The organism is Nissabacter sp. SGAir0207, from assembly GCF_005491205.1.
In the GTDB taxonomy this organism is placed as follows: Bacteria; Pseudomonadota; Gammaproteobacteria; order Enterobacterales; family Enterobacteriaceae; genus Chimaeribacter.
The window spans coordinates 3277905-3300428 of record NZ_CP028035.1; the positions used below are offsets into that span (position 1 = coordinate 3277905).

At 58.0% G+C, this 22524-nt stretch carries 19 protein-coding genes; 6 read left to right on the top strand and 13 right to left on the bottom strand.

Going from position 1 to position 22524, the window contains the following annotated elements:
* Positions 1-2: 2 nt before the first annotated feature.
* Genes lspA through ribF form a run of 3 tightly spaced genes read right to left on the bottom strand, consistent with a single transcriptional unit; the run spans position 3 to position 4305 of the window.
* Complete coding sequence (lspA, locus tag C1N62_RS14665; RefSeq protein ID WP_137764327.1) at positions 3-518, bottom strand: signal peptidase II; 516 nt, start codon at positions 516-518, stop codon at positions 3-5.
* Positions 518-3334 carry an isoleucine--tRNA ligase gene (gene ileS / locus C1N62_RS14670; protein ID WP_137764328.1) on the bottom strand — a complete coding sequence of 939 codons (2817 nt, stop codon included), beginning with the start codon at positions 3332-3334 and terminating at the stop codon, positions 518-520. Before ileS ends, lspA begins: the two co-directional genes overlap by 1 nt.
* Positions 3335-3366: 32 nt before the next feature.
* Positions 3367-4305: a bifunctional riboflavin kinase/FAD synthetase gene (ribF, locus tag C1N62_RS14675; RefSeq protein WP_137764329.1), complete on the bottom strand. Its 939-nt coding sequence runs from the start codon at positions 4303-4305 to the stop codon at positions 3367-3369.
* Between the two features lie 398 nt (positions 4306-4703).
* On the opposite strand from ribF, the gene rpsT reads away from it, so the two are divergent.
* Positions 4704-4967, top strand: coding sequence for a 30S ribosomal protein S20 (rpsT, locus tag C1N62_RS14690; RefSeq protein ID WP_137764331.1), 264 nt, complete (start codon positions 4704-4706; stop codon positions 4965-4967).
* A gap of 63 nt (positions 4968-5030) precedes the next feature.
* Here rpsT and nhaR read toward each other — a convergent pair whose 3' ends face one another.
* The 4 genes from nhaR to dnaK form a co-directional block, all read right to left on the bottom strand.
* Positions 5031-5945, bottom strand: coding sequence for a transcriptional activator NhaR (nhaR, locus tag C1N62_RS14695; protein WP_137764332.1), 915 nt, complete (start codon positions 5943-5945; stop codon positions 5031-5033).
* A 76-nt stretch (positions 5946-6021) separates the two neighbouring features.
* Positions 6022-7194: a Na+/H+ antiporter NhaA gene (nhaA, locus tag C1N62_RS14700; protein ID WP_137764333.1), complete on the bottom strand. Its 1173-nt coding sequence runs from the start codon at positions 7192-7194 to the stop codon at positions 6022-6024.
* Positions 7195-7407: 213 nt separating this feature from the next.
* Complete coding sequence (dnaJ, locus tag C1N62_RS14705) at positions 7408-8541, bottom strand: molecular chaperone DnaJ (protein WP_137764334.1); 1134 nt, start codon at positions 8539-8541, stop codon at positions 7408-7410.
* A 126-nt stretch (positions 8542-8667) separates the two neighbouring features.
* Positions 8668-10575, bottom strand: coding sequence for a molecular chaperone DnaK (gene dnaK, locus C1N62_RS14710; RefSeq protein WP_137764335.1), 1908 nt, complete (start codon positions 10573-10575; stop codon positions 8668-8670).
* Positions 10576-10881: 306 nt separating this feature from the next.
* Here dnaK and C1N62_RS14715 point away from each other — a divergent pair, with 306 nt between their 5' ends.
* The gene (locus C1N62_RS14715; protein WP_137764336.1) at positions 10882-11448 is read left to right on the top strand and encodes a GPR1/FUN34/YaaH family transporter; all 567 of its coding nucleotides are present in this window, start codon (positions 10882-10884) and stop codon (positions 11446-11448) included.
* Between the two features lie 40 nt (positions 11449-11488).
* Here the strand turns inward: C1N62_RS14715 and C1N62_RS14720 are convergent, their stop codons facing one another.
* From C1N62_RS14720 to tal, 3 genes are all read right to left on the bottom strand, one after another.
* A complete protein-coding gene (locus C1N62_RS14720; RefSeq protein ID WP_137764337.1) occupies positions 11489-12805 on the bottom strand; it encodes an MFS transporter in 1317 nt (438 codons plus the stop codon).
* Positions 12806-12916: 111 nt separating this feature from the next.
* A complete protein-coding gene (gene mog / locus C1N62_RS14725) occupies positions 12917-13504 on the bottom strand; it encodes a molybdopterin adenylyltransferase (protein WP_137764338.1) in 588 nt (195 codons plus the stop codon).
* 116 nt (positions 13505-13620) lie between these two features.
* Complete coding sequence (tal, locus tag C1N62_RS14730) at positions 13621-14574, bottom strand: transaldolase (RefSeq protein WP_137764339.1); 954 nt, start codon at positions 14572-14574, stop codon at positions 13621-13623.
* Between the two features lie 285 nt (positions 14575-14859).
* Between tal and C1N62_RS14735 the strand changes: the two genes are divergently transcribed.
* Both C1N62_RS14735 and yaaA read left to right on the top strand, forming a co-directional pair.
* Positions 14860-16278 (top strand): sodium:alanine symporter family protein, encoded by a 1419-nt coding sequence (locus tag C1N62_RS14735; protein WP_137764340.1) that lies wholly within the window; start codon positions 14860-14862, stop codon positions 16276-16278.
* A 79-nt stretch (positions 16279-16357) separates the two neighbouring features.
* Positions 16358-17131, top strand: coding sequence for a peroxide stress protein YaaA (gene yaaA, locus C1N62_RS14740; protein WP_137764341.1), 774 nt, complete (start codon positions 16358-16360; stop codon positions 17129-17131).
* A gap of 43 nt (positions 17132-17174) precedes the next feature.
* Here yaaA and C1N62_RS14745 read toward each other — a convergent pair whose 3' ends face one another.
* The gene (locus C1N62_RS14745; RefSeq protein ID WP_137764342.1) at positions 17175-19286 is read right to left on the bottom strand and encodes a glycosyl hydrolase family 18 protein; all 2112 of its coding nucleotides are present in this window, start codon (positions 19284-19286) and stop codon (positions 17175-17177) included.
* 502 nt (positions 19287-19788) lie between these two features.
* Here C1N62_RS14745 and C1N62_RS14750 point away from each other — a divergent pair.
* Both C1N62_RS14750 and C1N62_RS14755 read left to right on the top strand, forming a co-directional pair.
* Positions 19789-20229, top strand: coding sequence for a winged helix-turn-helix domain-containing protein (locus tag C1N62_RS14750; protein ID WP_137764343.1), 441 nt, complete (start codon positions 19789-19791; stop codon positions 20227-20229).
* A 25-nt stretch (positions 20230-20254) separates the two neighbouring features.
* On the top strand, positions 20255-20800 hold the full coding sequence (locus C1N62_RS14755; protein ID WP_137764344.1) for a glycoside hydrolase family 108 protein: 546 nt from the start codon (positions 20255-20257) through the stop codon (positions 20798-20800).
* Positions 20801-20850: 50 nt separating this feature from the next.
* Here C1N62_RS14755 and C1N62_RS14760 read toward each other — a convergent pair whose 3' ends face one another.
* Positions 20851-21183, bottom strand: coding sequence for a phage holin family protein (locus C1N62_RS14760; RefSeq protein ID WP_137764345.1), 333 nt, complete (start codon positions 21181-21183; stop codon positions 20851-20853).
* Between the two features lie 231 nt (positions 21184-21414).
* Positions 21415-22353 (bottom strand): LysR family transcriptional regulator, encoded by a 939-nt coding sequence (locus tag C1N62_RS14765; RefSeq protein ID WP_137764346.1) that lies wholly within the window; start codon positions 22351-22353, stop codon positions 21415-21417.
* Positions 22354-22524 lie beyond the last annotated feature (171 nt).

Genomic DNA, 22524 nt, shown 5'->3' on the forward strand with positions numbered 1-22524 from the left:
ATTTACCCCTTGTTTCCGGCCGTAGCCTTGTCTTTGTCGGCCGGGGAGATGAACCCCTCCAGCACCACCAGCGCCGCGCCGACGCAGATGGCAGTATCAGCGATGTTAAAGGTCGCAAAGTGCCAGTCGCCGACGTAGAAGTCGATGAAATCGACCACGAAGCCGTGCCACATGCGATCAAACAGGTTGCCCAGCGCGCCGCCGATGATCAGGGCGTAGGCGCTGTTGGCGATCCGCTTCTGCGCGCTGCTGCGGAACATCATCACCAGCAGCGACAGTGCGATGGCGATGGCGATGCCAGCAAACATCCAGCGCTGCCAGCCGCCGCGATCCGCCAGGAAACTGAACGCCGCGCCATAGTTACGCGCGTAGTGCAGGTTCAGGGACGGGAACAGCGGCTGGGTCTCCCCCAACATAAAGTGGGAGAGGATCCACTGCTTGCTGCCGAGATCGACAATTAGCACCACAATCGCCAGCCACAGCCAGCGCAGTCCGGTTGAAAGTAACGGTTTACGCATCAGGCGAACTTACGCTCTTCGCCGTTGCCGGCCACGTTGGTATAGCAACGGCCGCAGATCTCGGCGTGCTCCGGGTTGTGGCCCACATCGGTGGTGTAGTGCCAGCAGCGCGGGCACTTCTCGCCAGCGGCTTTCGCCAGACCCACTTTCAGCCCTTTCAGCTGCTCGCTTGGCTGGGCGTCTGCCGGGGCGTCTGCCAGCGGGGCCACGGTGGCCGCCGAGGTCAGCAGCACAAAGCGCAGTTCCGCATCCAGGCTCTCCAGCTGGCTCGCCAGCGTCTCGTCCGCATAGAGCGTGACGGCCGCTTCCAGCGAGCCGCCGATGCGCTTGTCAGCGCGCGCCTGCTCGAGCACCTTGTTCACTTCGCCACGCACTTTCAGCAGCGAGGCCCAGAACTCATCGTTCATCGGCTCGGCCGCGTCCAGCCCGAACAGGCCGTCGAACCACTCCTCGGTGAAGACGAATGGCACACGTTGGCCCGGCAGGTAGCCCCAGATCTCATCCGCGGTGAAGGACATGATCGGTGCCATCCAGCGCACCAGCGCCTCGGCGATGAAGTAGAGCGCGCTCTGGCAGCTGCGGCGCGCCACGCCGTCCGCTTTCGCGGTGTACTGGCGATCCTTGATGATGTCGAGATAGAAGGAGCCCATCTCGATGGAGCAGAACTGCATCAGGCGCTGCACCACTTCGTGGAAGTCGTAGCGGGCGTAAGCCTGCTCGATATCCTGCTGCGCCGCCAGCGCCCGGCCCACGGCCCAGCGATCCAGCACTACCATCTCCTCCGGCTTGACCATGTCGGTCGCCGGGTTGAAGCCGTTCAGGTTCGCCAGCAGGAAGCGGGCGGTGTTACGGATGCGGCGATAGGCGTCTGCGGAGCGCTTCAGGATCTCGTCGGAGACCGCGATCTCGCCGGTATAGTCGGTGGACGCCACCCACAGGCGCAGGATGTCGCCACCCAGCTTGTTCATCACGTCCTGCGGGCTGACGGTGTTGCCGATGGACTTGGACATTTTGCGACCCTGCCCGTCCACGGTGAAGCCGTGGGTCAGCACCTCTTTATAAGGCGCCTTGCCCTTCATCGCCGTGGAGATCATCAGCGAGGACATGAACCAGCCGCGATGCTGGTCGGAGCCTTCCAGATACATGTCGGCGCTGTGGCCTTCGAACTCTGGGCGGGCATCCACTACCGAGAAGCTGGTGGAGCCGGAGTCAAACCAGACGTCCAGCGTATCCGGCACCTTCACGTAGTCCGCCGCCTCGTCACCCAGCAGCTCGGCCGGATCGAGATCCCACCATGCCTGAATGCCGTGCTGCTCAACACGCTGCGCCACCGCTTCCATCAGCTCGACGCTGCGCGGGTGCAGGACTTCAGTCTCTTTGTGGACGAACAGTGCCATCGGCACGCCCCAGGTACGCTGGCGGGAGATGCACCAGTCCGGGCGGTTGGCGACCATGGTCTCGATGCGCGCCTGACCCCAATCCGGGATCCACTTCACGCCCTTGATCTCGCTCAGCGACTGCTGGCGCAGGCCCTTCTGGTCCATGCTGATGAACCATTGCGGGGTAGCGCGGAAGATGATCGGCGTTTTATGGCGCCAGCAGCACGGGTAGCTGTGCACCAGCTTCTCAACGTGCAGCAGGGCGCCCTTCTCGCGCAGCAGCTCCACGATGACGTCATTCGCCTTGAAGACAAACAGGCCATCCAGCGTCGGGTAGGTGCCCGGCAGGTAGCAGCCGTTCGGGCCAACCGGGTTCGCCACCTCAAGGCCATATTTTTGGCCGATGACATAGTCATCCGGGCCGTGGCCGGGGGCGGTGTGCACCGCGCCAGTACCGGCGTCCAGCGTTACGTGGTCGCCCAGGATGGCCGGCACGTCGAACGCCAGGAACGGGTGCTGGAAGCGCAGCAGCTCCAGATCCGCGCCGCGGCACTCGCCCAGCACGTTCCAGCTGGCGACACCGATGCGCTTCATGACGCTCTCCACCAGATCGGCGGCCAGAATCAGGCACTGGCCCTCAATCTGCACCAGCTGGTAGGCGATCTCCGGGTTAAGGGAGATGGCGCGGTTGGCTGGCATGGTCCACGGAGTGGTGGTCCAGATCACCAGCGACACCGGGCCAGTAAAGTCGGTCACGCCAAATTTGGCCGCCACGGCGGCGGCGTCGGTGGCGTTGAAGGCCACGTCAATCGACGGCGAGGTTTTGTCGTAGTACTCCACTTCCGCTTCGGCCAGCGAGGAGCCGCAGTCGGTGCACCAGTGCACCGGCTTCGCGCCCTTGTGCAGGTGGCCGTTGGCGATGATCTTGCCCAGCGCGCGGATGATGTTGGCTTCGGTGTCGAAGTTCATGGTCAGGTAGGGGTGATCCCAGTCACCCAGCACGCCCAGACGGATGAAGTCCGCCTTCTGCCCTTCCACCTGCTCGGCGGCATAGGTACGGCACGCCTGACGGAACTCCGCCGCGCTGACCTTCTCGCCCGGCTTGCCAATCAGTTGCTCAACCTTCAGCTCAATCGGCAGGCCGTGGCAGTCCCAGCCCGGCACGTACGGCGAGTCATAACCGGCCATTCCTTTCGACTTGATAATAATGTCTTTGAGAATTTTGTTAACCGAGTGACCAATATGAATGCTGCCGTTCGCATACGGAGGGCCGTCATGCAGGATAAAGGTTTTTTTGCCCTTTTTGGCAGCACGAATAATCCCGTACAGATCCTGCTCATACCAATGTTTCAGCATGCCAGGCTCGCGCTTGGCGAGGTCGCCGCGCATCGGGAACCCTGTTTCCGGCAAATTCAGGGTATTTTTGTAGTCACTCATCAGATTCTCGGTTCCGTTTTCGGCAAGAGAGGTTAAACCGGTGCCTTCAGCCCGAAATAGTTCCGGGTAGTCACCACATCATTCGCGATCTGCTGCTTTAATGCATCAAGAGAAGCAAACCGCTGTTCATCGCGCACTTTGGCGCGCAGCACCACATCTATATGGCGCCCATATAAGTCCATTGCAACGTCCAGCAGGTGAACTTCCAGCTGCTGGCGTACTCCCGCCACGGTCGGGCGGGTTCCGATATTGGCGACGCCGGGCACCGGCGCTGGCCCAAGGCCAAGCACCTCGACCGCATAGACGCCGTTGACGGGTGCCACCAGCCGCTTCAGCGGCAGGTTGGCGGTGGGGAAGCCGATGGTTCGACCCAGCGCGTCACCATGCACCACCCGGCCAGAGATGCTGTAGGGGTGGCCAAGCAGGCGCTCCGCCAGCGCCAGGTCATCCTGCTTCAGCGCGGTGCGGATGGCGGTACTGCTGATGCGCATACCGTCGTCACAGAAGGTGTCGGTGTTACATACGGTAAAGCCATACTCGGCACCCGCCTTCTGTAGCAGCGCAAAATCGCCCTGCCGGCCCGCGCCAAAGCGGAAGTCATCACCGACCATCAGGAACTTAACACCCAGTTTTTCGATCAGCAACTCAGCGACAAACGACTGGGCGGTATTGGCGGCAAAACGGGGATCAAACTTGACGCAGAGCAGGTAATCCACCCCCGCTTCCGCCAGGTATTTGGCCTTGTCGCGCAGGCGGGTCAACCGGGCGGGGGCCTTGTCGGCCGCAAACAGCTCCAGCGGCTGCGGCTCAAAAATCATCACCATCACGGGCAAGCCCAGACGTTGCCCCTGTTGTTTCAACTGCTCCAGCAACGCCCGGTGGCCACGGTGCACGCCGTCAAAGTTACCAATAGTGAGCACACAACCGTGGTGGCGCGCCCGAAGATTGTAAATGCCGCGAATTAGCTCCATAGCTGGCTCAAGACAGTGGAAATCGGCGGATTATACCTTGTACAGCGTTTAAGGTTAACCGGCGATTGGGGGTTTAGTGTGATGTCCTACCATACCGGAGTTATCGCCGCGGTAAAATCCCTTTGCGCGCTGGCCCCACGCCATGTGGCGGGATCGGCTGAATCGAAACAAATGGTTAGCTTTCTTTACTCTGCCCCGGTCAGGCCAGTGGTGAATTTTCATGTTAAAGACTGTATTCCGAGCGGCGAAGCTGTTAAAATCCTGCGCCATCACAACGTAACAAGTGCCGCTCGTACAAACGGCGCTTATTTGCACAAATCCATTGACAAAAGAAGGCTGAACGGGCATATTCCTCGGCCTTTGAATTGTCCTCAATAGAACATTTTGGGAGTTGGACCTTGGCTAATATCAAATCAGCTAAGAAACGCGCCGTACAATCTGAAAAGCGCCGCAAGCATAACGCTAGCCGTCGCTCCATGATGCGTACCTTCATCAAGAAGGTATACGCGGCTATCGCAGCTAACGACAAAGAAGCTGCACAAAAAGCATTTAACGAAATGCAACCGATCGTGGACCGTCAGGCCTCTAAAGGTCTGGTTCACAAAAACAAAGCTGCGCGTCATAAGTCAAACCTGGCTGCGCAAATCAACGCAATGCAATAATCGCATTACGCTGTGTGCTTTGTTAAAAAAACCGGCTTAGGCCGGTTTTTTTACGTCTGGTGTTTACCTCTGGCTCTCCCCTCCCCCGCTGAACAGCGCTGAGAAGTCGCTGTGGCAGATGCGCTGCACCGCCGGGTGCTGGATCATCCGCTCGGCAAAGATCACGTAGTACTCCTCCTGCACCTGCTCCAACTGGCCAATCTTCTGCACCTGCATGGCACCGCCCATCTCGGCCGCATCCATCGCCGGGGCAACAAAAATGGCGTTGTTGCGCTGGCCGAAGGCGCTCATCAACGCTGCGTCATCAAACTCGCCGAGGATCTCCGGCTGGATGCCCTGCGCGCCAAACCAGCTGAGCAGCTTGCGCCCCAGCATGGAGCGCCGACCGGGGATCAGCAGCCGCCGCTCGCTCAGGCAGGCCGGGAAAGGCGCAGTTGGCAGCGGCTGGCAGCAGTAGAAACCGACCGGGCACTCGCCCAGTTTCAGGGAGAACAGTCCCGCCTGTTGGCTGGAGTCCACTGGGCAGTCAGAGAGGATCATGTCCAGCTTGTGCTGGCTAAGCTGCTCCAGCAGCAGCTCATGGGTCGATTCAAAACAGCGCAGGTGAATGGGCGTCTCCACCGTTGCCACCGTCTCCAGCACCCGGCTCACCAGCCGCTTGCTCAGCGCATCTGCCACGCCGACATCAAACAGCAGGCTCGACTCCTTGCGGTAGTTGACGATATCCAGCATCTCCTGGCTAAGCATGAACATGCGATCCGCGTAGCGGAACACCAGTTGCCCCAGTTCCGAGGGCACCAGCCCGCGCCCCTGACGTTTGAACAGTTTGCCGCCGAGCCGCTCCTCCAGCGCCTTGATCTGGCCGGTGATGGTCTGCGGCGTCAGGAACAGCGCCTCCGCCGCGCCTGCCACGGAGCCAGCTTTGCAGATGTGCCAGAAGTAGTAGAGATGGTTGAAATTGAGATGGGACATACGCATGGTTTACCCCCGGTGGCGGCAAGTGGGGCCTGCCGCATCATGCTGGGGGCGGCGCAGGAGACGCCGCCCCACTCCGTCAGGCCGGGCGTTTGGCCGGCAACACCCGGCTCAGCACCAGGTAACCAAAGAACGCCGCCAGCAGCGATCCGCTCAGGATGCCAATTTTGGCGTAGGTCATCAGGTGCGGATCGTCATGGCCGAAGGCCAGCCCGGCGATGAAGATCGACATGGTAAAGCCGATGCCGCACAGCACCGAGACCGCGCTGATATGCTTGAACGTAATGTCATCCGGCAGGCTGGCGATGCGCATTTTTACGGCCAGCCAGCAGATCAGGGTAATGCCCACCGGCTTACCGATAAACAGCCCGGCGATGATGCCCAGCGGCAGGTCGGTGAACAGGCCAGCCAATGTCACGCTGCCAAACACAATGCCAGCGTTGGCAAAGGCGAACAGCGGCAGGATCACGCGTGACACCCAAGGGTGCAACTGGTGCTCCAGCTGGCGCAGCGGCGATACCTTCTGACCGCGGTTCAACGGGATCAGGAACCCGGTGATCACGCCCGCCAGAGTGGCATGGATCCCTGATTGCAGGATGCACACCCACAGCACCACGCCCAGCAGCAGGTAGATCGAACGGGCATTGACGCCGCGCCAGTTCAGCAGTGCCATCACGGCGATCACCCCACCGGCGGCGGCCAGCGCGATCAGCGAGAGATCGGCGGTGTAGAACAACGCAATAATCACGATCGCACCCAGATCGTCGATGATCGCCAGCGCCAGCAGGAACGCCTTCAGACTGACCGGTACGCGGCTGCCAAGCAGCGCCATCACCCCAACGGCAAAGGCGATGTCCGTGGCGGCCGGGATCGCCCAGCCGACGCGGGTGATTTCATCACCGGCGTTGAACAGCAGATAGATCAGCGACGGGGCGATCATGCCGCCGAGTGCCGCAATCACCGGGAACAGCGCCTTGTTAATGCCCGCCAGTGAGCCTTCCAGCAGTTCGCGCTTGACCTCCATCCCCACCAGCAGGAAGAAGATTGCCATCAGGCCGTCATTAATCCACCACTCCGCCGAGCGGGTAAAGTCAAACCCACCGGCCTGCAAGGGCAGGGAGAATTCAACCAGCGCGTGATAGACGGGTTCCAGCGAAGAGTTTGCCATGACCAATGCCGCGGCGGCGGCCACGATCAGCACAATGCCGCCGGAGGCTTCCATATTGAAAAATTGCCTGATGATGTTATGCACGAAAGTCGTCCTTAAAAATTCTCTGTAGTGGATGCGGGCCTAAAGAGTACGCAATCCCATACATCGTTAAAAGCAGCTTTTAGATTATGATTGATTCGGCTTTACCGAAGTGTAAACAGGATCAATTCTGTCTGGAAAAAGCGGAAAGACAGGCATAAAAAAAACCAGATGGCCGGGGCCATCTGGTTTCAGGGGAGTGACGCCTGCCGCGTTTTAGCGGGTCAGGTCATCAAAGAACTTTTTCACGCCGTCAAAGAAGGACTTGGAGCGCGGGCTGTTGTTCTCACCCGATGGGCCGCCCAGACTATCTTCCAGCTCACGCAGCAGTTGCTTCTGGCGCTCGCTCAGATTGACCGGAGTCTCCACCACCACGCGGCACAGCAGGTCGCCCTGACTGCCGCCACGTACCGATTTCACGCCCTTGCCGCGCATACGGAACAGCTTGCCGGTCTGGGTCTCGGTCGGGACTTTCAGCTTCACGCGGCCATCGAGGGTCGGCACTTCAATCTCGCCACCCAGTGCAGCCATCGCAAAGTTGATCGGCACTTCGCAATAGAGGTTGTTGCCTTCACGCTCAAAGATCGGGTGGGCTTTCACCTGTACCTGAACGTACAGGTCGCCTGCCGGTGCGCCATGCTCACCCGCTTCACCCTCACCCGCCAGACGGATGCGGTCGCCGGTATCCACGCCAGCCGGGATCTTCACCGACAGGGTTTTAGACTTCTCAACGCGGCCGTGGCCGTGGCAGGTGTTGCACGGATCTTTGATGATCTGGCCGCGACCCTGACAGTGCGGACACGCCTGCTGCACGGTGAAGAAGCCCTGACGCATCTGCACCTGGCCCGCGCCGTGGCAGGTTGGACAGGTGACCGGCGAACTGCCCGGTTTCGCGCCGCTGCCGTGGCAGATTTCGCACTCTTCCAGCGTCGGGATACGGATCTCTTTGGTGACGCCGCGTACCGCCTCTTCCAGCGTCAGCTCCATGTTATAGCGCAGGTCGGAGCCACGGCTGGCACGCTGGCGACGGCCGCCGCCAAAGATGTCGCCGAAGACATCGCCGAAGATGTCGCTGAAGTCCGCGCCACCGCCGCCAAAGCCGCCGCCACCGCCCATACCGCCCTGCTCGAAGGCCGCATGGCCGTACTGATCGTAGGCCGCGCGTTTCTGCTCGTCCGTCAGGATCTCGTAGGCTTCTTTGATCTCTTTAAATTTGGCTTCCGACTCTTTGTCGCCCTGATTGCGGTCAGGGTGATATTTCATTGCCAGGCGTTTATAGGCCTTTTTGATCTCGCGCTCTTCCGCTGTTTTGGAAACGCCCAAAATCTCGTAATAGTCTCTTTTCGCCATTGTTTTTTTCCTGCCCTCAACATGCGTGCACGGGCGTAAGGTTTCCCCGACGCCCGTGCCTGGTTGGCAGCGGCGGCGAGGGAAATGGGTTCCGCCGACGCCGCCGCTGTGCCCGCTTAAGGGCGATTATTTTTTGTCTTTAACTTCTTCGAACTCAGCATCAACCACGTCGTCATCTTTCTTCGCGCCGTCGGTTGCCTGGCCTTCCGCTGCGCCAGCCTGGGCTTGCGCCATCTCAACCAGCTTGCCGGAAACCTGTGCCAGCGCCTGCATTTTCGCTTCGATGTCGGCTTTGTCTTCGCCTTTCAGCGCCGCTTCCAGATCTTTCAGCGCAGATTCGATCGGCGCTTTGTCGTCAGCGGAGAGCTTGTCACCGGCTTCATCCAGCTGCTTGCGGGTGCTGTGCAGCAGGTGGTCACCCTGGTTGCGGGTCTGAACCAGCTCTTCGAACTTACGGTCAGACTCGGCGTTGGCTTCCGCCTCACGCACCATTTTCTGCACTTCTTCATCGCTCAGGCCAGAAGAGGCTTTGATGGTGATCTTCTGCTCGCGGCCGCTGTTTTTGTCTTTCGCGGAGACGTGCAGGATACCATCGGCGTCGATGTCGAAGGTCACTTCGATCTGCGGCATACCGCGCGGTGCCGGCTGGATGCCGTCCAGGTTGAACTGGCCGAGGGACTTGTTGTCCGCCGAACGCTTACGCTCACCCTGCAGCACATGGATGGTCACGGCGGCTTGGTTGTCTTCCGCGGTGGAGAACACCTGGCTGTGCTTGGTCGGGATGGTGGTGTTCTTGCTGATCAGCGAGGTCATCACGCCACCCATGGTTTCGATACCCAGGGAGAGCGGGGTGACGTCCAGCAGCAGGACGTCTTTCACGTCACCTGCCAGCACGCCGCCCTGAACCGCTGCACCGATCGCTACCGCTTCGTCCGGGTTCACGTCTTTACGCGGCTCTTTGCCGAAGAACTCAGCCACTTTCTTCTGTACCATCGGCATACGGGTCTGACCGCCTACCAGGATCACGTCATTGATCTCGGAGACAGAGAGGCCAGCGTCCTGCAGTGCCACTTTCAGCGGCTCGATGGAGCGGGCAACCAGATCTTCTACCAGCGACTCCAGCTTAGCGCGGGTCACTTTGATGTTCATGTGTTTCGGACCGGTGGCGTCTGCGGTGATGTACGGCAGGTTCACGTCGGTCTGCTGGGCAGAGGAAAGCTCGATCTTCGCCTTCTCAGCGGCCTCTTTCAGGCGCTGCATTGCCAGCGGGTCGTTGCGCAGGTCAATGCCCTGCTCTTTCTTGAACTCGTCCACCAGATAGTTGATCAGGCGGCTGTCGAAGTCTTCACCACCCAGGTGGGTGTCACCGTTGGTAGCCAGTACTTCGAAGGTTTTTTCGCCGTCAACTTCATCGATCTCGATGATGGAGATATCGAAGGTACCGCCACCCAGGTCATAGACCGCGATGGTGCGGTTGCCGATGCCTTTGTCCATGCCGTAAGCCAGCGCAGCGGCGGTCGGTTCGTTGATGATACGTTTCACTTCCAGACCCGCGATGCGGCCGGCGTCTTTGGTCGCCTGACGCTGTGCATCGTTGAAGTAGGCCGGAACGGTGATGACAGCTTCGGTTACCGGCTCACCCAGGTAATCTTCTGCGGTCTTCTTCATCTTTTTCAGCACTTCCGCAGAGATCTGCGGCGGGGCGATTTTCTGGCCTTTTACGTCGATCCAGGCGTCACCGTTGTCGGCGCTGATGATTTGGTACGGCATGATGCCTTTGTCGCGCTGGACTTCTTCGTCCTGGAAGCGACGGCCAATCAGGCGCTTAATGGCAAACAGGGTGTTTTGCGGGTTAGTGACAGCCTGACGTTTAGCCGGTTGGCCCACCAGGGTTTCACCATCCTGCGCGTAAGCAATGATGGAAGGCGTGGTGCGATCGCCTTCGCTGTTTTCCAGCACACGAGCCTGGGTGCCATCCATGATTGCCACACAAGAGTTGGTTGTACCCAGGTCGATACCAATGATTTTGCCCATCTAAACGTCTCCACTAAATATTCATATTCGATCAGGTTGCTAATGGATATGCGGGCGATTTTTTCGTTTTCAACGCCCGATATGTCCGGCTTGCCCGCGATTAGCAACTGCGGTTGCAAATAAGATGGGGCCAAGCGCGACGGCATCAAGGGGGTAGTATGAAAAAAAGTGTGTTTTCTTCCCCGTTGGATCAAAGTCTGACCATCTGCCGCTGATTATGATGGCGCGCCCCATTACTCAGGGGGAAATGGGGAGGGGTTCTCCCCTTTTCAATTCAGCTACCGATCATTTTGATGCAGGGACTTTATGCACGAGAAACACTACGCCAACCCCGGCCCGCTTGGGCTGATGGGCTTTGGCATGACCACCATTCTGCTTAACCTCCATAATGCCGGCTTCTGCCCGCTGACCGCCGTGGTGCTCAGCATGGGGCTGTGCTTCGGCGGGATGGCGCAGGTGCTGGCCGGCCTGATGGAATTCAAGAAGGGCAACACCTTCGGCATGACCGCCTTTACCGCCTATGGTGCCTTCTGGCTCAGTCTGGTGGGCATTCTGCTGCTGCCGCGCCTTGGGCTGGCAGAGGCGGCGGATGGCGCGACCTTCGCCAGCTATCTGGCGCTGTGGGGCCTGTTCACGCTGTTTATGTTTATCGGCACGCTGCGCGCCAACCGGGCATTGCAGGCAGTGTTCGGCACGCTGTCGCTGCTGTTTGTGCTGCTGGCCGCTGGCAATCTGACCGGCAACGCGGCGCTGCTGAAACTGGCGGGCATCGAGGGGATTGTCTGTGGCCTGATCGCCATCTATCTGGCGATGGCGGAGGTGCTGAACGAACAGTTCGGCCGCACCCTGCTGCCGATTGGCGCCCGCGCCTGACCGCCATAAAAAAAGCCCTGCTCAGCAGGGCTTTTTCACATCAGGGGTTGGCCATGCCACGCTGCAGCGGTGCCCCGCTCGCCTCCCCATCCAGATCGCGGCTCAAATAGAGTCCCACGCCCATTCCCAGCACGGCCAGCGCCAATACGTAGTAGGCCGGAGCCATCGGCGTGACCGCCATCAGCAGCGTGACGCAAATGGGCGTCAGCCCGCCAAACAGCGCATAGGCAACGTTATAAGAGAACGAGAGGCCGGTGAAACGCACCTCCGCCGGGAAGGCGCGCACCATGACGTAGGGCACCGCGCCCACCACGCCGACGCCAAGCCCTGCCAGCCCGTAGGTGGCGAACAGCCAGCCCGTGCCGCTGGCCGCCAGGTGGTAGAAAGTCCAGGAGCAGATCCCCAATAGCAAGCTGCCGCCGATCAGCGCCTTGCTGGCCCCGAAGCGATCCGCCAGGCTGCCAGCGATGATGCAGCCGAAGATCAGCGCCACCGTTGCCAGACAGTTGGCCTGAAGGGTGAGCGCGGCCGGCAGGCCAAACTGCTTCTGTAGCCAGGTTGGCGTCATCAGGATCACCACCACGATGCAGGCGGAGAGCAGCCAGGTGAGCAGCATACTCACCACCAATGCCCGCCGGTGCTGGCGCAGCACCGCCTTCAGCGGCAACTCCTGCGCCAGCGCCTTGCGCTGCTGCATCTCGGTGAACACCGGCGTCTCATGCAGCCAGCGGCGCAGGTACATCGCGCCGAGGCCAAACAGCCCGCCGAGGAAGAACGGGATGCGCCAGCCCACGGCCGCCAGCGTCTGTGGCGTCATGAGCGTGTTCAGCAGGGTAGCCACGAACGAACCGAGCAGAATGCCGACCGTCAGCCCGGCAGTCAGGGTACCGCAGGCAAAACCGATGCGCCGACGCGGCACATGCTCCGCGACAAACACCCAGGCTCCCGGCACTTCACCGCCAATCGCCGCTCCCTGCAACAGCCGCATCAACAGCAGCAACAGCGGCGCGGCCACGCCGATGCTGGCGTAGGTTGGCAGCATCCCCATCGCCAGCGTCGGCAACGCCATCAGCAGGATGCTAAGGCTGAACATCTTTTTGCGGCCCACGATGTCACCGAAATGCGCCATCACGATGCCGCCTAACGGCCGCGCCAGATAGCCTGCGGCGAAGATGCCGAAGGTCTGCACCAGCCGCAGCCACTCCGGCATCTGGGCCGGGAAGAACAGCTCGCCAATCACCGCGGCAAAATAGACGAAGATGATGAAGTCGTAAAACTCCAGCGCGCCGCCCAAGGCGGCCAAGGTCAGGGTATGGAAATCGCGCCGGTTAAGGCGGCGGGCAGGCTCAGGGATCATCAGTCACCACGCGTCAATAAAGTTGCCGATAGTTGTAAAGTTAACATTACTATATCGGCAATTTATCTACACACCAGCGTCAGCGCGGCTTATGGCGGAAAAAGTCCAACTTCAGCTTTTTGTTTCGCGAATCGCGCTTTTCGGGCGAAAAGCCACTGCGACGTCGGGGTGAGTCTCAATGTAGGGGCCATCCAGCAGCTGGATGCAGTAAGGCACGCTGGCGAAGATACCGTGTACAATTACCTTTCCACTCTCATCCTTCAGCCCTTCCAGCGTCTCTTTAATCGACTTCGGCTGGCCGGGCAGGTTGATGATCAACGCCTGCTTACGGATCACCCCCACCTGACGGGAGAGGATGGCGGTCGGCACAAAGTTGAGGCTGATCTGGCGCATCTGCTCGCCAAAGCCGGGCATCTCGCGATCAGCCACTGCCAGCGTGGCGTCCGGGGTCACGTCGCGGCGCGCCGGGCCGGTGCCGCCGGTGGTCAGCACCAGATGGCAACCGCTCTCATCCACCAGCTCGCACAGTGACTGCTCAATCAGCAGTTGCTCGTCCGGGATCAGGCGCGTCTCAATCTCAAACGGGGTCGCCAGCGCCGACGCCAGCCACTCCTGCAATGCCGGGATGCCCTTGTCCTGATAGATGCCGCTGGAAGCGCGGTCAGACACCGAGACCAGACCAATGCGTAATGTGTTCATCTTTTACCTTATGGCGTGCGCCAGTAAACCTGTTTCGCCCAGTATACGAATTCTGCCGCCGTGCCGCGCATAAAAAAGGCGGCCCAAGGCCGCCTTTCGCTGGTTAATGCGCCAGATCAGAGCAGATCGGCGATCATCTTCTCCAGTTTGCCCTGGTCAACGGCAAACTTGCGGATGCCGTCGGTCAGCTTCTCAACCGCCATCGGGTCGCTGTTATGCTCCCAGTAGAACTCGGATTCGGTCAGCGGCTGCGGGCGTGGTTTCACTTCACCGTTGAAGGAGAGTTTGCGCTCTACCCCGCCTTCGCTCTCGGCCAGCTCTTTCAGCAGCGCCGGGGCGATGGTCAGGCGATCGCAGCCTGCCAGTTCGATGATCTCACCCACGTTACGGAAGCTGGCGCCCATCACCACGGTCTCGTAGCCGTGCTCTTTATAGTACTGGTAGATTTCGGTCACGGAGATCACACCCGGATCTTCATGGGATTCGAACTCTTTCTTGTCGCCATTGGCCTTGTACCAGTCGAGGATACGGCCAACGAACGGCGAGATCAGATAAGCGCCCGCTTCGGCACAGGCACGCGCCTGCGCGAAGGAGAACAGCAGCGTCAGGTTACAGTTGATGCCTTCGCGCTCCAGTTGCTCAGCGGCGCGGATGCCCTGCCAGGTAGAGGCCAGCTTGATCAGGATGCGATCGTTGCTGATGCCGGCATCGTTGTAGAGCTTCATCAGGCGCTTGGCCTTGGCGACGCTCGCTTCGGTGTCATAGGAGAGGCGCGCGTCCACTTCGGTGGAGATGCGGCCAGGGATCAGCTTCAGGATCTCCAGACCAATGTTCACCGCCAGCTTGTCAGAGGCGTCCAGGATCTGCTGGTCGCGGTCGCCGCTCTGGTCACGCGCCCAGGCAATGGCTTCATCAATCAGTTTGCGGTATTCCGGGATTTGGGCGGCGTTCAGGATCAGGGAGGGGTTGGTGGTGGCATCTTGCGGCTGGTACAACTTCATGGCCGCGATGTCGCCGGTATCGGCAACCACGGTGGTCAACTGGCGTAGGGCAGTAAGTTTGTTCGTCATAATGGCATTTCTCATAGGTGGGTATTGATGAAGGCCAGACGGCCTTGCCGTAGCCTGATAATAACATGCAAAGGGGGGCGCGCAAGACGCGCGTCAGGGAAAAGCGCACGCCCCGGCCGGGCGGGAAAAGCCGGAAAAATCGCGCGGGAATTCAACCAGATCACGACGCGACAATCGGGCTGTCTGGATGCATAATTTGTGTGCTACAGTCGCGCCCATTGCCAGCGTTCCTGCGTCGCAACGCCGGGTGGCGCGCCATCAGGGCATGGCTCAACGAGGCCCTCAATGACTGAACTGATTGTCTTTTTCAATACCATCCTGTGGGATTCCATCCTGTTCTACCTGCTGATTGGCGCGGGGCTTTACTTCACCTGGCGCACCCGCGGGATGCAGTTGCGCTGCCTGAGCGGCATGGTCGGTGCCCTGCGGCTGAGCCGCGTCCGCCAACCCGGCGGCCTCATCTCCTGGCAGGCGCTCTGCCTGACGCTCGGCGCGCGCATCGGGCCGGGTAACCTGACCGGCGTTGCCATCGCGCTGGAGAATGGCGGGCCGGGCGCCATCTTCTGGATGTGGGTGATGACCTGGATCGGGATGATGACCACGCTGGCGGAGAGCACGCTGGCGCAGCTCTATAAAAGCCGCGATGGGCAGGGGCGCTTTCGCGGTGGCCCCGCCTACTATATGGCGCGCGGGCTGGGGATGCGCTGGCTCGGCGTGCTGTTCGCCCTGCTGCTGATCGCCACCTTCGGCCTGACCCTCAATACCTTGCAGGCCAACGCGCTGGCGGAGGCCAACCGGCTGGCGCTGCACTGCCCGCCGCTGGGGCTGGCGGCCGCCCTGCTGCTGCTGGCCGGCGGCGTGATGCTCGGCGGCCTGTCGCGCATTGCCCGCACATTGGCACTGCTGGTGCCGCTGATGCTGCTGCTCTACCTTGGGCTGGCGGGCTGGACGATCCTGAGCCATGCCGCTGAGCTGCCGCGCATTGCGTTGGCTATTTTCCGTGGCGCATTCGGTCTGGAGGAGGCGATGTCTGGCGCGGTCGGGTATGGCATCTCTCAGGCGATGAGCCAGGGGCTACAACAGGGGCTACAGACCAATGAGGCGGGCATTGGCTCCGTGCCAAACGCCGCAGCCAGCGCCGCGCCGCAACCGGCCCACCCGGTGTCACAGGGCTATGTGCAGATGCTGGGGGCGGTGCTGGATACCGTGGTGATTGGCAGTGCCACCGCGCTGGTGTTGCTGCTCGCGGGGCTGCCCGCCGTGACGGCGGATGCCCCCTCCCTCGCCCGGCAGGCGATGGCGGCCTGCGTCGAGCTTTGGGGCGGCGCGCCGATGATGGCGGTGATCGCGCTCTTCACCCTGACCGCGTTGCTCGGCAACTATGTCTATGCCGAGAACAACCTGCTATTCCTCACCCGTAACCGCACCGGCGGCCTGCCCTGGCTACGCGGCCTGACGCTGGCCTGCGCCGGGCTGGGGCTGTTCTGGCAGGCCCCCTGGCTCAGCCCACTGACCGGCAGCCTGCTGGCGGTGATGTCACTGGCCAACCTGACGGCGCTGCTGCTGCTCTCCGGCGTGACGGTGATGCTGGTCAAGGACTACCAGCGCCAGCAGCGCATTGGGCTGCTGCCGGTATTCCACCCGGCGCACCACCCCAGCCTGCGCGGGCAACTGGTGCCGGGGGTGTGGGAGCCGCCGGCGTGACGCGCCCTATCAGACCCATCGCCCCTTTTTCGGCTGGGATTTGGTAAAGTAGCGGCAATGCACAGAATGGGAACGCGCCATGTTAACGATTATCTCTCCTGCCAAAACCCTGGATTACGAAAGCCCGCTGGCGACCCAGCGCCACACCCAACCGACGCTGCTTGACCACAGCCAGCAACTGATTGAGCGCTGCCGCACGCTGACGCCCGCACAGATCGCCAGCCTGATGGGTATCAGTGACAAGCTGGCCGATCTCAATGTGGGCCGCTTCCAGAACTGGACGCCCGCCTTCACGCCGGACAATGCGCGTCAGGCACTGCTGGCCTTCAAGGGTGATGTCTACACCGGCCTTCAGGCACACACCTTCAGCGAGCAGGATTTTGACCACGCCCAGCAGCATCTGCGGATGCTCTCCGGCCTGTATGGCCTGCTGCGGCCGCTCGATCTGATGCAGCCCTACCGGCTAGAGATGGGCACCAAACTGGATAACCCGCGCGGCAAGGATCTCTATGCCTTCTGGGGCACCATTATCACTGAGGCGCTGAATGAGGCGCTGGCGGCGCAAGGGGATGAGGTGCTGGTTAACCTGGCGTCGGATGAGTACTTCAAGGCGGTAAAAACCAAGGCGCTGAAAGCGCAGATGGTGAAGCCGGTGTTCCTTGATGAGAAAAATGGCGTGTATAAGGTGATCAGTTTCTACGCCAAAAAAGCGCGTGGCCTGATGAGCCGCTTTATTATTACCGAGCGCCTCTCGCAGCCGGAGCAGCTTAAGGCGTTTGACTGGGAGGGCTACCGCTTTGACGCCGCCCGCTCACAGGGCAATGAGCTGGTCTTTATCCGGTCAGAGCAGTAAAAAAATGCCGGGCAAGCGCCCGGCATGGTTAATTTCCTCGCAATCAATAGGTGCCCTGCACCACCCACGGGCGGCCGGAACCGGTGCCCTGCGCACTGCCGGGTTCGTCGCCCATCGTCCACCAGGCGGCCTTGTAGTTGGTGCCTTTCCAACTGACGGTTTCGCCACCGTTGTACACTTTCCCTGCTTCCCACAACGCATAAGGCGCCTTGCCTGAAGGTTCCGGCGTTGGGGTTGGCGTCGGCGTTGGGGTCGGCGTCGGGGTCGGCGTTGGGGTTGGCGTTGGCGTCGGGGTCGGCGTCGGGGTTGGCACCTCCTCCTGTTCCTGCGACGCGGAGATCACCGTCAGCACATAGTTCTGCTGGGTGGAGGATTGGTCATGGCTGTCCTTCACGATCAGTGAGAAGGTAAAGCTCGCCTTTTCCACCACTTCTGGCACGGTGAACTCCAGCACGGCCGCACGCTTGTCTGCCACGGCAATCGCCGCCGGCACGGTCCACTGGTAGCTGATGGCGTCATCGTCCGGGTCTTTCGAACCGGCCCCGCTCAGCCGTACCCGTGAGCCACCGACCACCTGCAACTCGATAGCGGCCACTGGCGCGCGGTTGGCGGCGCTGCTCTCCTCCTCTTCCGCTGGCTCGTCCGGCACGGAGCCGCTGACGTTCACCCCCTCAAAGTAGAACGGGGACATATCGATCACTTTATTGACGATCGGGCAACCCAGCCCTTCGCGGGCCGCATTGACCAGCACGCCGTTGTCCTGGTCGATGGTCCAGGTGAAGAGCGCACCCAGCCCTTTTGAGGCCACATACTCACCCTTCGCTTTCACCGAGCGCGGGGTTTCACAGGACATAAACAGCTTGATTTTTTTGTTATAGAGGTAATCAGCGTCGGCTACCTGATCGGTATAGACATCAAAGCCGTTGCGGCCACGCTGGTTCTCCAGGTCGATATAGTTGTAGACCAGGTCATACCATTCGGTGGTGCCGCTCTCAAAACTCCCAACGGTGGTTTTGCCTGCATCCGGTTTGTAGCTCCCCTTCAGCGGCGAGAAGCTGTCAATCTGCGCGTTCTGGGCGTTACGGGTATAGGCCGCGTAACCGACGTTGATGCGGTCACTCGGGAAGCCCTCGGCGATCAGATAGTCAACGATGGTGTCGACACCCAATGCACCGGGTTCCTGCGCATGGAGGTTGGTGTGGTGGGCCAGCGTCTCTGCCCACGGCGTGCCGAAGAAGTCATAGGTCATGACGTTGATGGAGTAGAGACCCGCATTCAGCAGCGCCTTGACGTTGGAGTGGCCGAGCACGCTCACCACCGCCGAACTGGCGATACTGATTTTGACGTCGGCGCGGTTGATGGCGGTCAGCTCCTTCTTCAGTTCGGCGATCAGCAGCGCGTAGTTCGGGCCATCCTCTGGGCCATGCGGGTTGTTGTTACCGATATTGTTGGGGTACTCCCAGTCAATATCCACTTCACTGAACATCGGGAAGCGTTTGAAGATGCCGGCGACGCTCTTGGAGAAGACGCTGCGTCCGTTGGCGGTTTTCGACATATTGTGGAAACCGTTACTCAGCGTCCAGCCGCCGATGCTCAGGGAGAGCGCCAGGTTATGGCCCTGTGCCTTGGCTTTCTTTTGCAGATCGCGCAGGCCGCCAATCACCCCTTTGGTGTTGGCTTGGGTCAGGGTGGAATTCGACAGTTCAACCCAACCCGGATTATCCAGCCCGCAGTTGGTGGAGGAGGCGAAATCGCCCCACGGGTCCAGGAAGGTGGCTTCATGCTCTTTTTTATTGAGTTGGCTGGCGGCATTCTCAATTGTCTGTTTCTTTTCACCCTGGTCGCCAACAATACCAACAAAACCTAAAATAATTTTGTCATAAGCCGTCGGGGAGACATTTGCTAAATCATAACTCCGCCCGCGCGTTTCCGGCGTACCTACCGCACCCTGTAAACGGCCATCGTACTGTGACCAGTCGGTGTAATAGCCAAACACTTTGGGCTTATTAGCGGTATTATATTTGTTGTAAACGGGTTTAGTTACTCGCGCAGAGGTGGTGCTGTATTTGACCGTTTCCGTTGCCGGATCAAAACCATCCGCCTGATAGGATTGCGTGGTCATTGGATCGTCTTTCACAAGTTTACTTGTTGCCATTTTATTTACCTTATGTGGTGTTGGGATTAATCGCGCAGCATTGCGCTGCCGGAATCAATCTTTGCGTTATCTCCCCGCAAACACAAATCACACCCCATCACATTTATTTTGATGCGAATCACTCATTCCGATAATAAAGCAGCGCCGAAGTGTTGTTTTAAAAAAAAGCCTCTCCACTCATTGCCCCGTTAAATTTTCTCATCATCATTTAGCTGCCGAAAGCAACCGAAACATTAGTTTTCTTACTCTTAGATTGACATATTGATTTACCACATCGTTGTTAATTATTTCAAGATTTGACATCCAAAAAATATAATTTGAGTAAAACTCAAAAGGGTTTTGAGTTAAGCTAAAAAAACCCCGGTTTTATTGAGCCGGTTCGCAAAATAAAATAAACGACAAAGTTTTATCTCTCTCGGAACTAGATTATTGCCCAAACGGAATTACGCTTTTAAAAGTCCACCCGTTCCTGTAATGAACTCAACTCATAAGAGAGCTTAATATGATGAGCAATTACCTGTTAAATAAGATGTGCATCTTCAATGAAAATGCTAAAGAGCTGAAATTAGTGGACAGTGATGTCATTATTAAGCTCACGTCAATGCGTGCCCGTTGCCTGAGCTATATCATTGAACATGCCGATGAAGATGTTATTGAGAAATCATCGCTGTCACAGGCGCTCTGGGGCAAACGCAGCCAATTTGCCAGCGACGCCAGTCTGACCCAAACCCTCTATCTGATTCGCAAGGATCTCAAGACGCTGGGCCTGGATGACTTCTTTATTACTGTCCCGCGTTCCGGCATCCGGGTAAATGATACCGTGCAGATTGAGAAAATAGAGAAAGCGCCAGAGATGGTCTATCCGCGCAAGGGGCTTTATTTAACCGGTGGCGCGCTGATTCTGTTCTTGCTGGCTATCGGTACGCTGTTCTTCCTTTATTAGCGACTAATGAACAAGGGGTATCCTCATGTTTACGAATCCTGTGATTAACAACATCCTCGAAAAAGAGGGGGCATATGTCAATCATGCCGATGATTTGGGTGGCGAAACCTGCTGGGGAATTACCGAGAAGGTGGCCCGTAAGCATGGCTATGTAGGTGAAATGAAAAATCTTTCCAAAGAGGAGGCCTACCGTATCCTGGAGGATGACTACTGGCGTGCGCCGGGGTTTGACAAGGTGCATGATCTGGCGCCTATCCTCGCGCTGGAGCTGTGCGATACCGGCACCAATATTGGGACGGGAATCTCCATACGTTGGCTACAGCGTTGGTTGAATGCGTACAATAATCAACAGAAGTATTATCCAGATATTATAGTGGACGGGATAATTGGGAGCAAAACGTTATCTTCACTGGAAAATTTTTTAAAAAAAAGGCAGCCACACGGTGAGAATGTATTAATACGTTCATTAAATTGTTCACAAGGACACTACTATCTGGAACTGGCTGAAAAGCGGGTGCAGAATGAGTCATTTATTTATGGGTGGATGGCTCATCGAGTGACGATGATATGATACAAAAAAGGAGAACTCGCGTTCTCCTTTTTTGCCTTCGTCAATATGCTTTATTTAGTGAGCAATGTGCGCCCCTGGACGATACTGCTTATCCGTTCGCCCAGGGCAGTCAACAGCGTTCCTGAAAATACGCCGCCGAGGCCCGCCACCATAATAACCATATGGGGGCTTAACCCACGCTCAATCCCCAGCACGCTGAGAATAAAACCGGTAAAGCAGGAGATACATACCTGCATAATACAGTTACTGATGCGATTCTTTTTTGGCAGCTTGCCGGGCTGCAATAAAATCCGGATTACCCCGCCCCAGGTTGCCATCACGATGATGGTCAGGAACAGTTCGAACTCCATAAAGGCAAAATTTTCCACGGTTGTTACGGTCATGGTAGAACCCTCATACAAGAAGAATAAAAACGTTAACTTTCGACTGAGGCCTATGGTAGTGAGCCGCCCCTGGCCTTGCAAATCACGACATCTCTTTTTTGTTGCGTGAGCCTTGCCACAAAATAGATCTCTTTTATTGTTATTACGTGAGACGCGCTATTTATCACATCATCTTTTCTTTGATGATATTTACACAGAGGGATAAAAGAGGATGATAAAGGGCGGGTAAAATTAGCTTTTAATACTTTTGAATTGAGAGATCAACGCGGCAATGGAAGAACGATAAGCTGAATTAATATAATAGTTGGCGTAAACATTAACCGGATAGGGTTCCAGTTCAGGCGGCAACGTGAGCCAGGCCAACTTTCGCCTCTCTTTATCTATCAGGAAAGTGGCAATGCTTTCAGGCAAAATGGCAATCATGTCGCTTTTTTCAATCGCATTGATGATGCCGTTAAAACTGTTGGAACGATAAGTAACCTTGCGCTTTCCCCGGAACTCATGGTTAATATGCATTAAGCTGCCTAACAACGTCGTATCCATGTCCGACACTTCGCCATTTAATCCGGCATGTGGCAGTGAGTAATAGTTTGCCAAGGTCATTGCTCCGCCGGACGCCAATAAATGGTCTGCCCGGCAGACGGCAACGAATTTTTGCAGGCTCCCTATTTTTTCGGTGATGACTGACTCATGCATCAACGGGAAGAAAGTCATTGCCAGCTCACACTTATTTTGCAAGAGGCTGTCCGTTAATTCGAACTCATCCTGGTTGGTCAGCGTATAAAAAACGATGCTATTTATCTCTAAATAGCCTTGCTCAACAAGCTGAGAAATATAAAATGACTCAATAAAATCAGATCCAGATATTCTCAAAAACTCTAAATGGCTCTCCTCCTTTTGATACAAATCTATTATATTATCTACGATATCAATTGCTTGTCTGAATGAACGATTAATTTCCAAGGCGGAAGGTGTCGGTTTAAGTCCGGTGCCGGTACGAATGAACAGCTCCTGACCAAAATGGCGTTGCAGCCGGCTGAGTGAAAGGCTGACGGCGGAAGTGGAGAGGTTCAAACGTTTTGCTGCTTTAGACGCGCTCCCTGCGGCAATGACCTCATCCATAATTCGGATGAGGTTGTAGTCGAATAAGGGGGTACGCCTTTCTTTCATTGCTGCCTCTTGAGAGTTTTAGGCACGGTATCACTTTAGATATCGCTTCATACTTCTCGGGGTAAAATAACTTAGCCTAACTCACCTAAAAAGATTTAAAACTGAGAAGTTTGCTACAGGTGAAATGGTTGGGGAATCTATATGTATAAAAAAAGGCCATTATAAAATGGC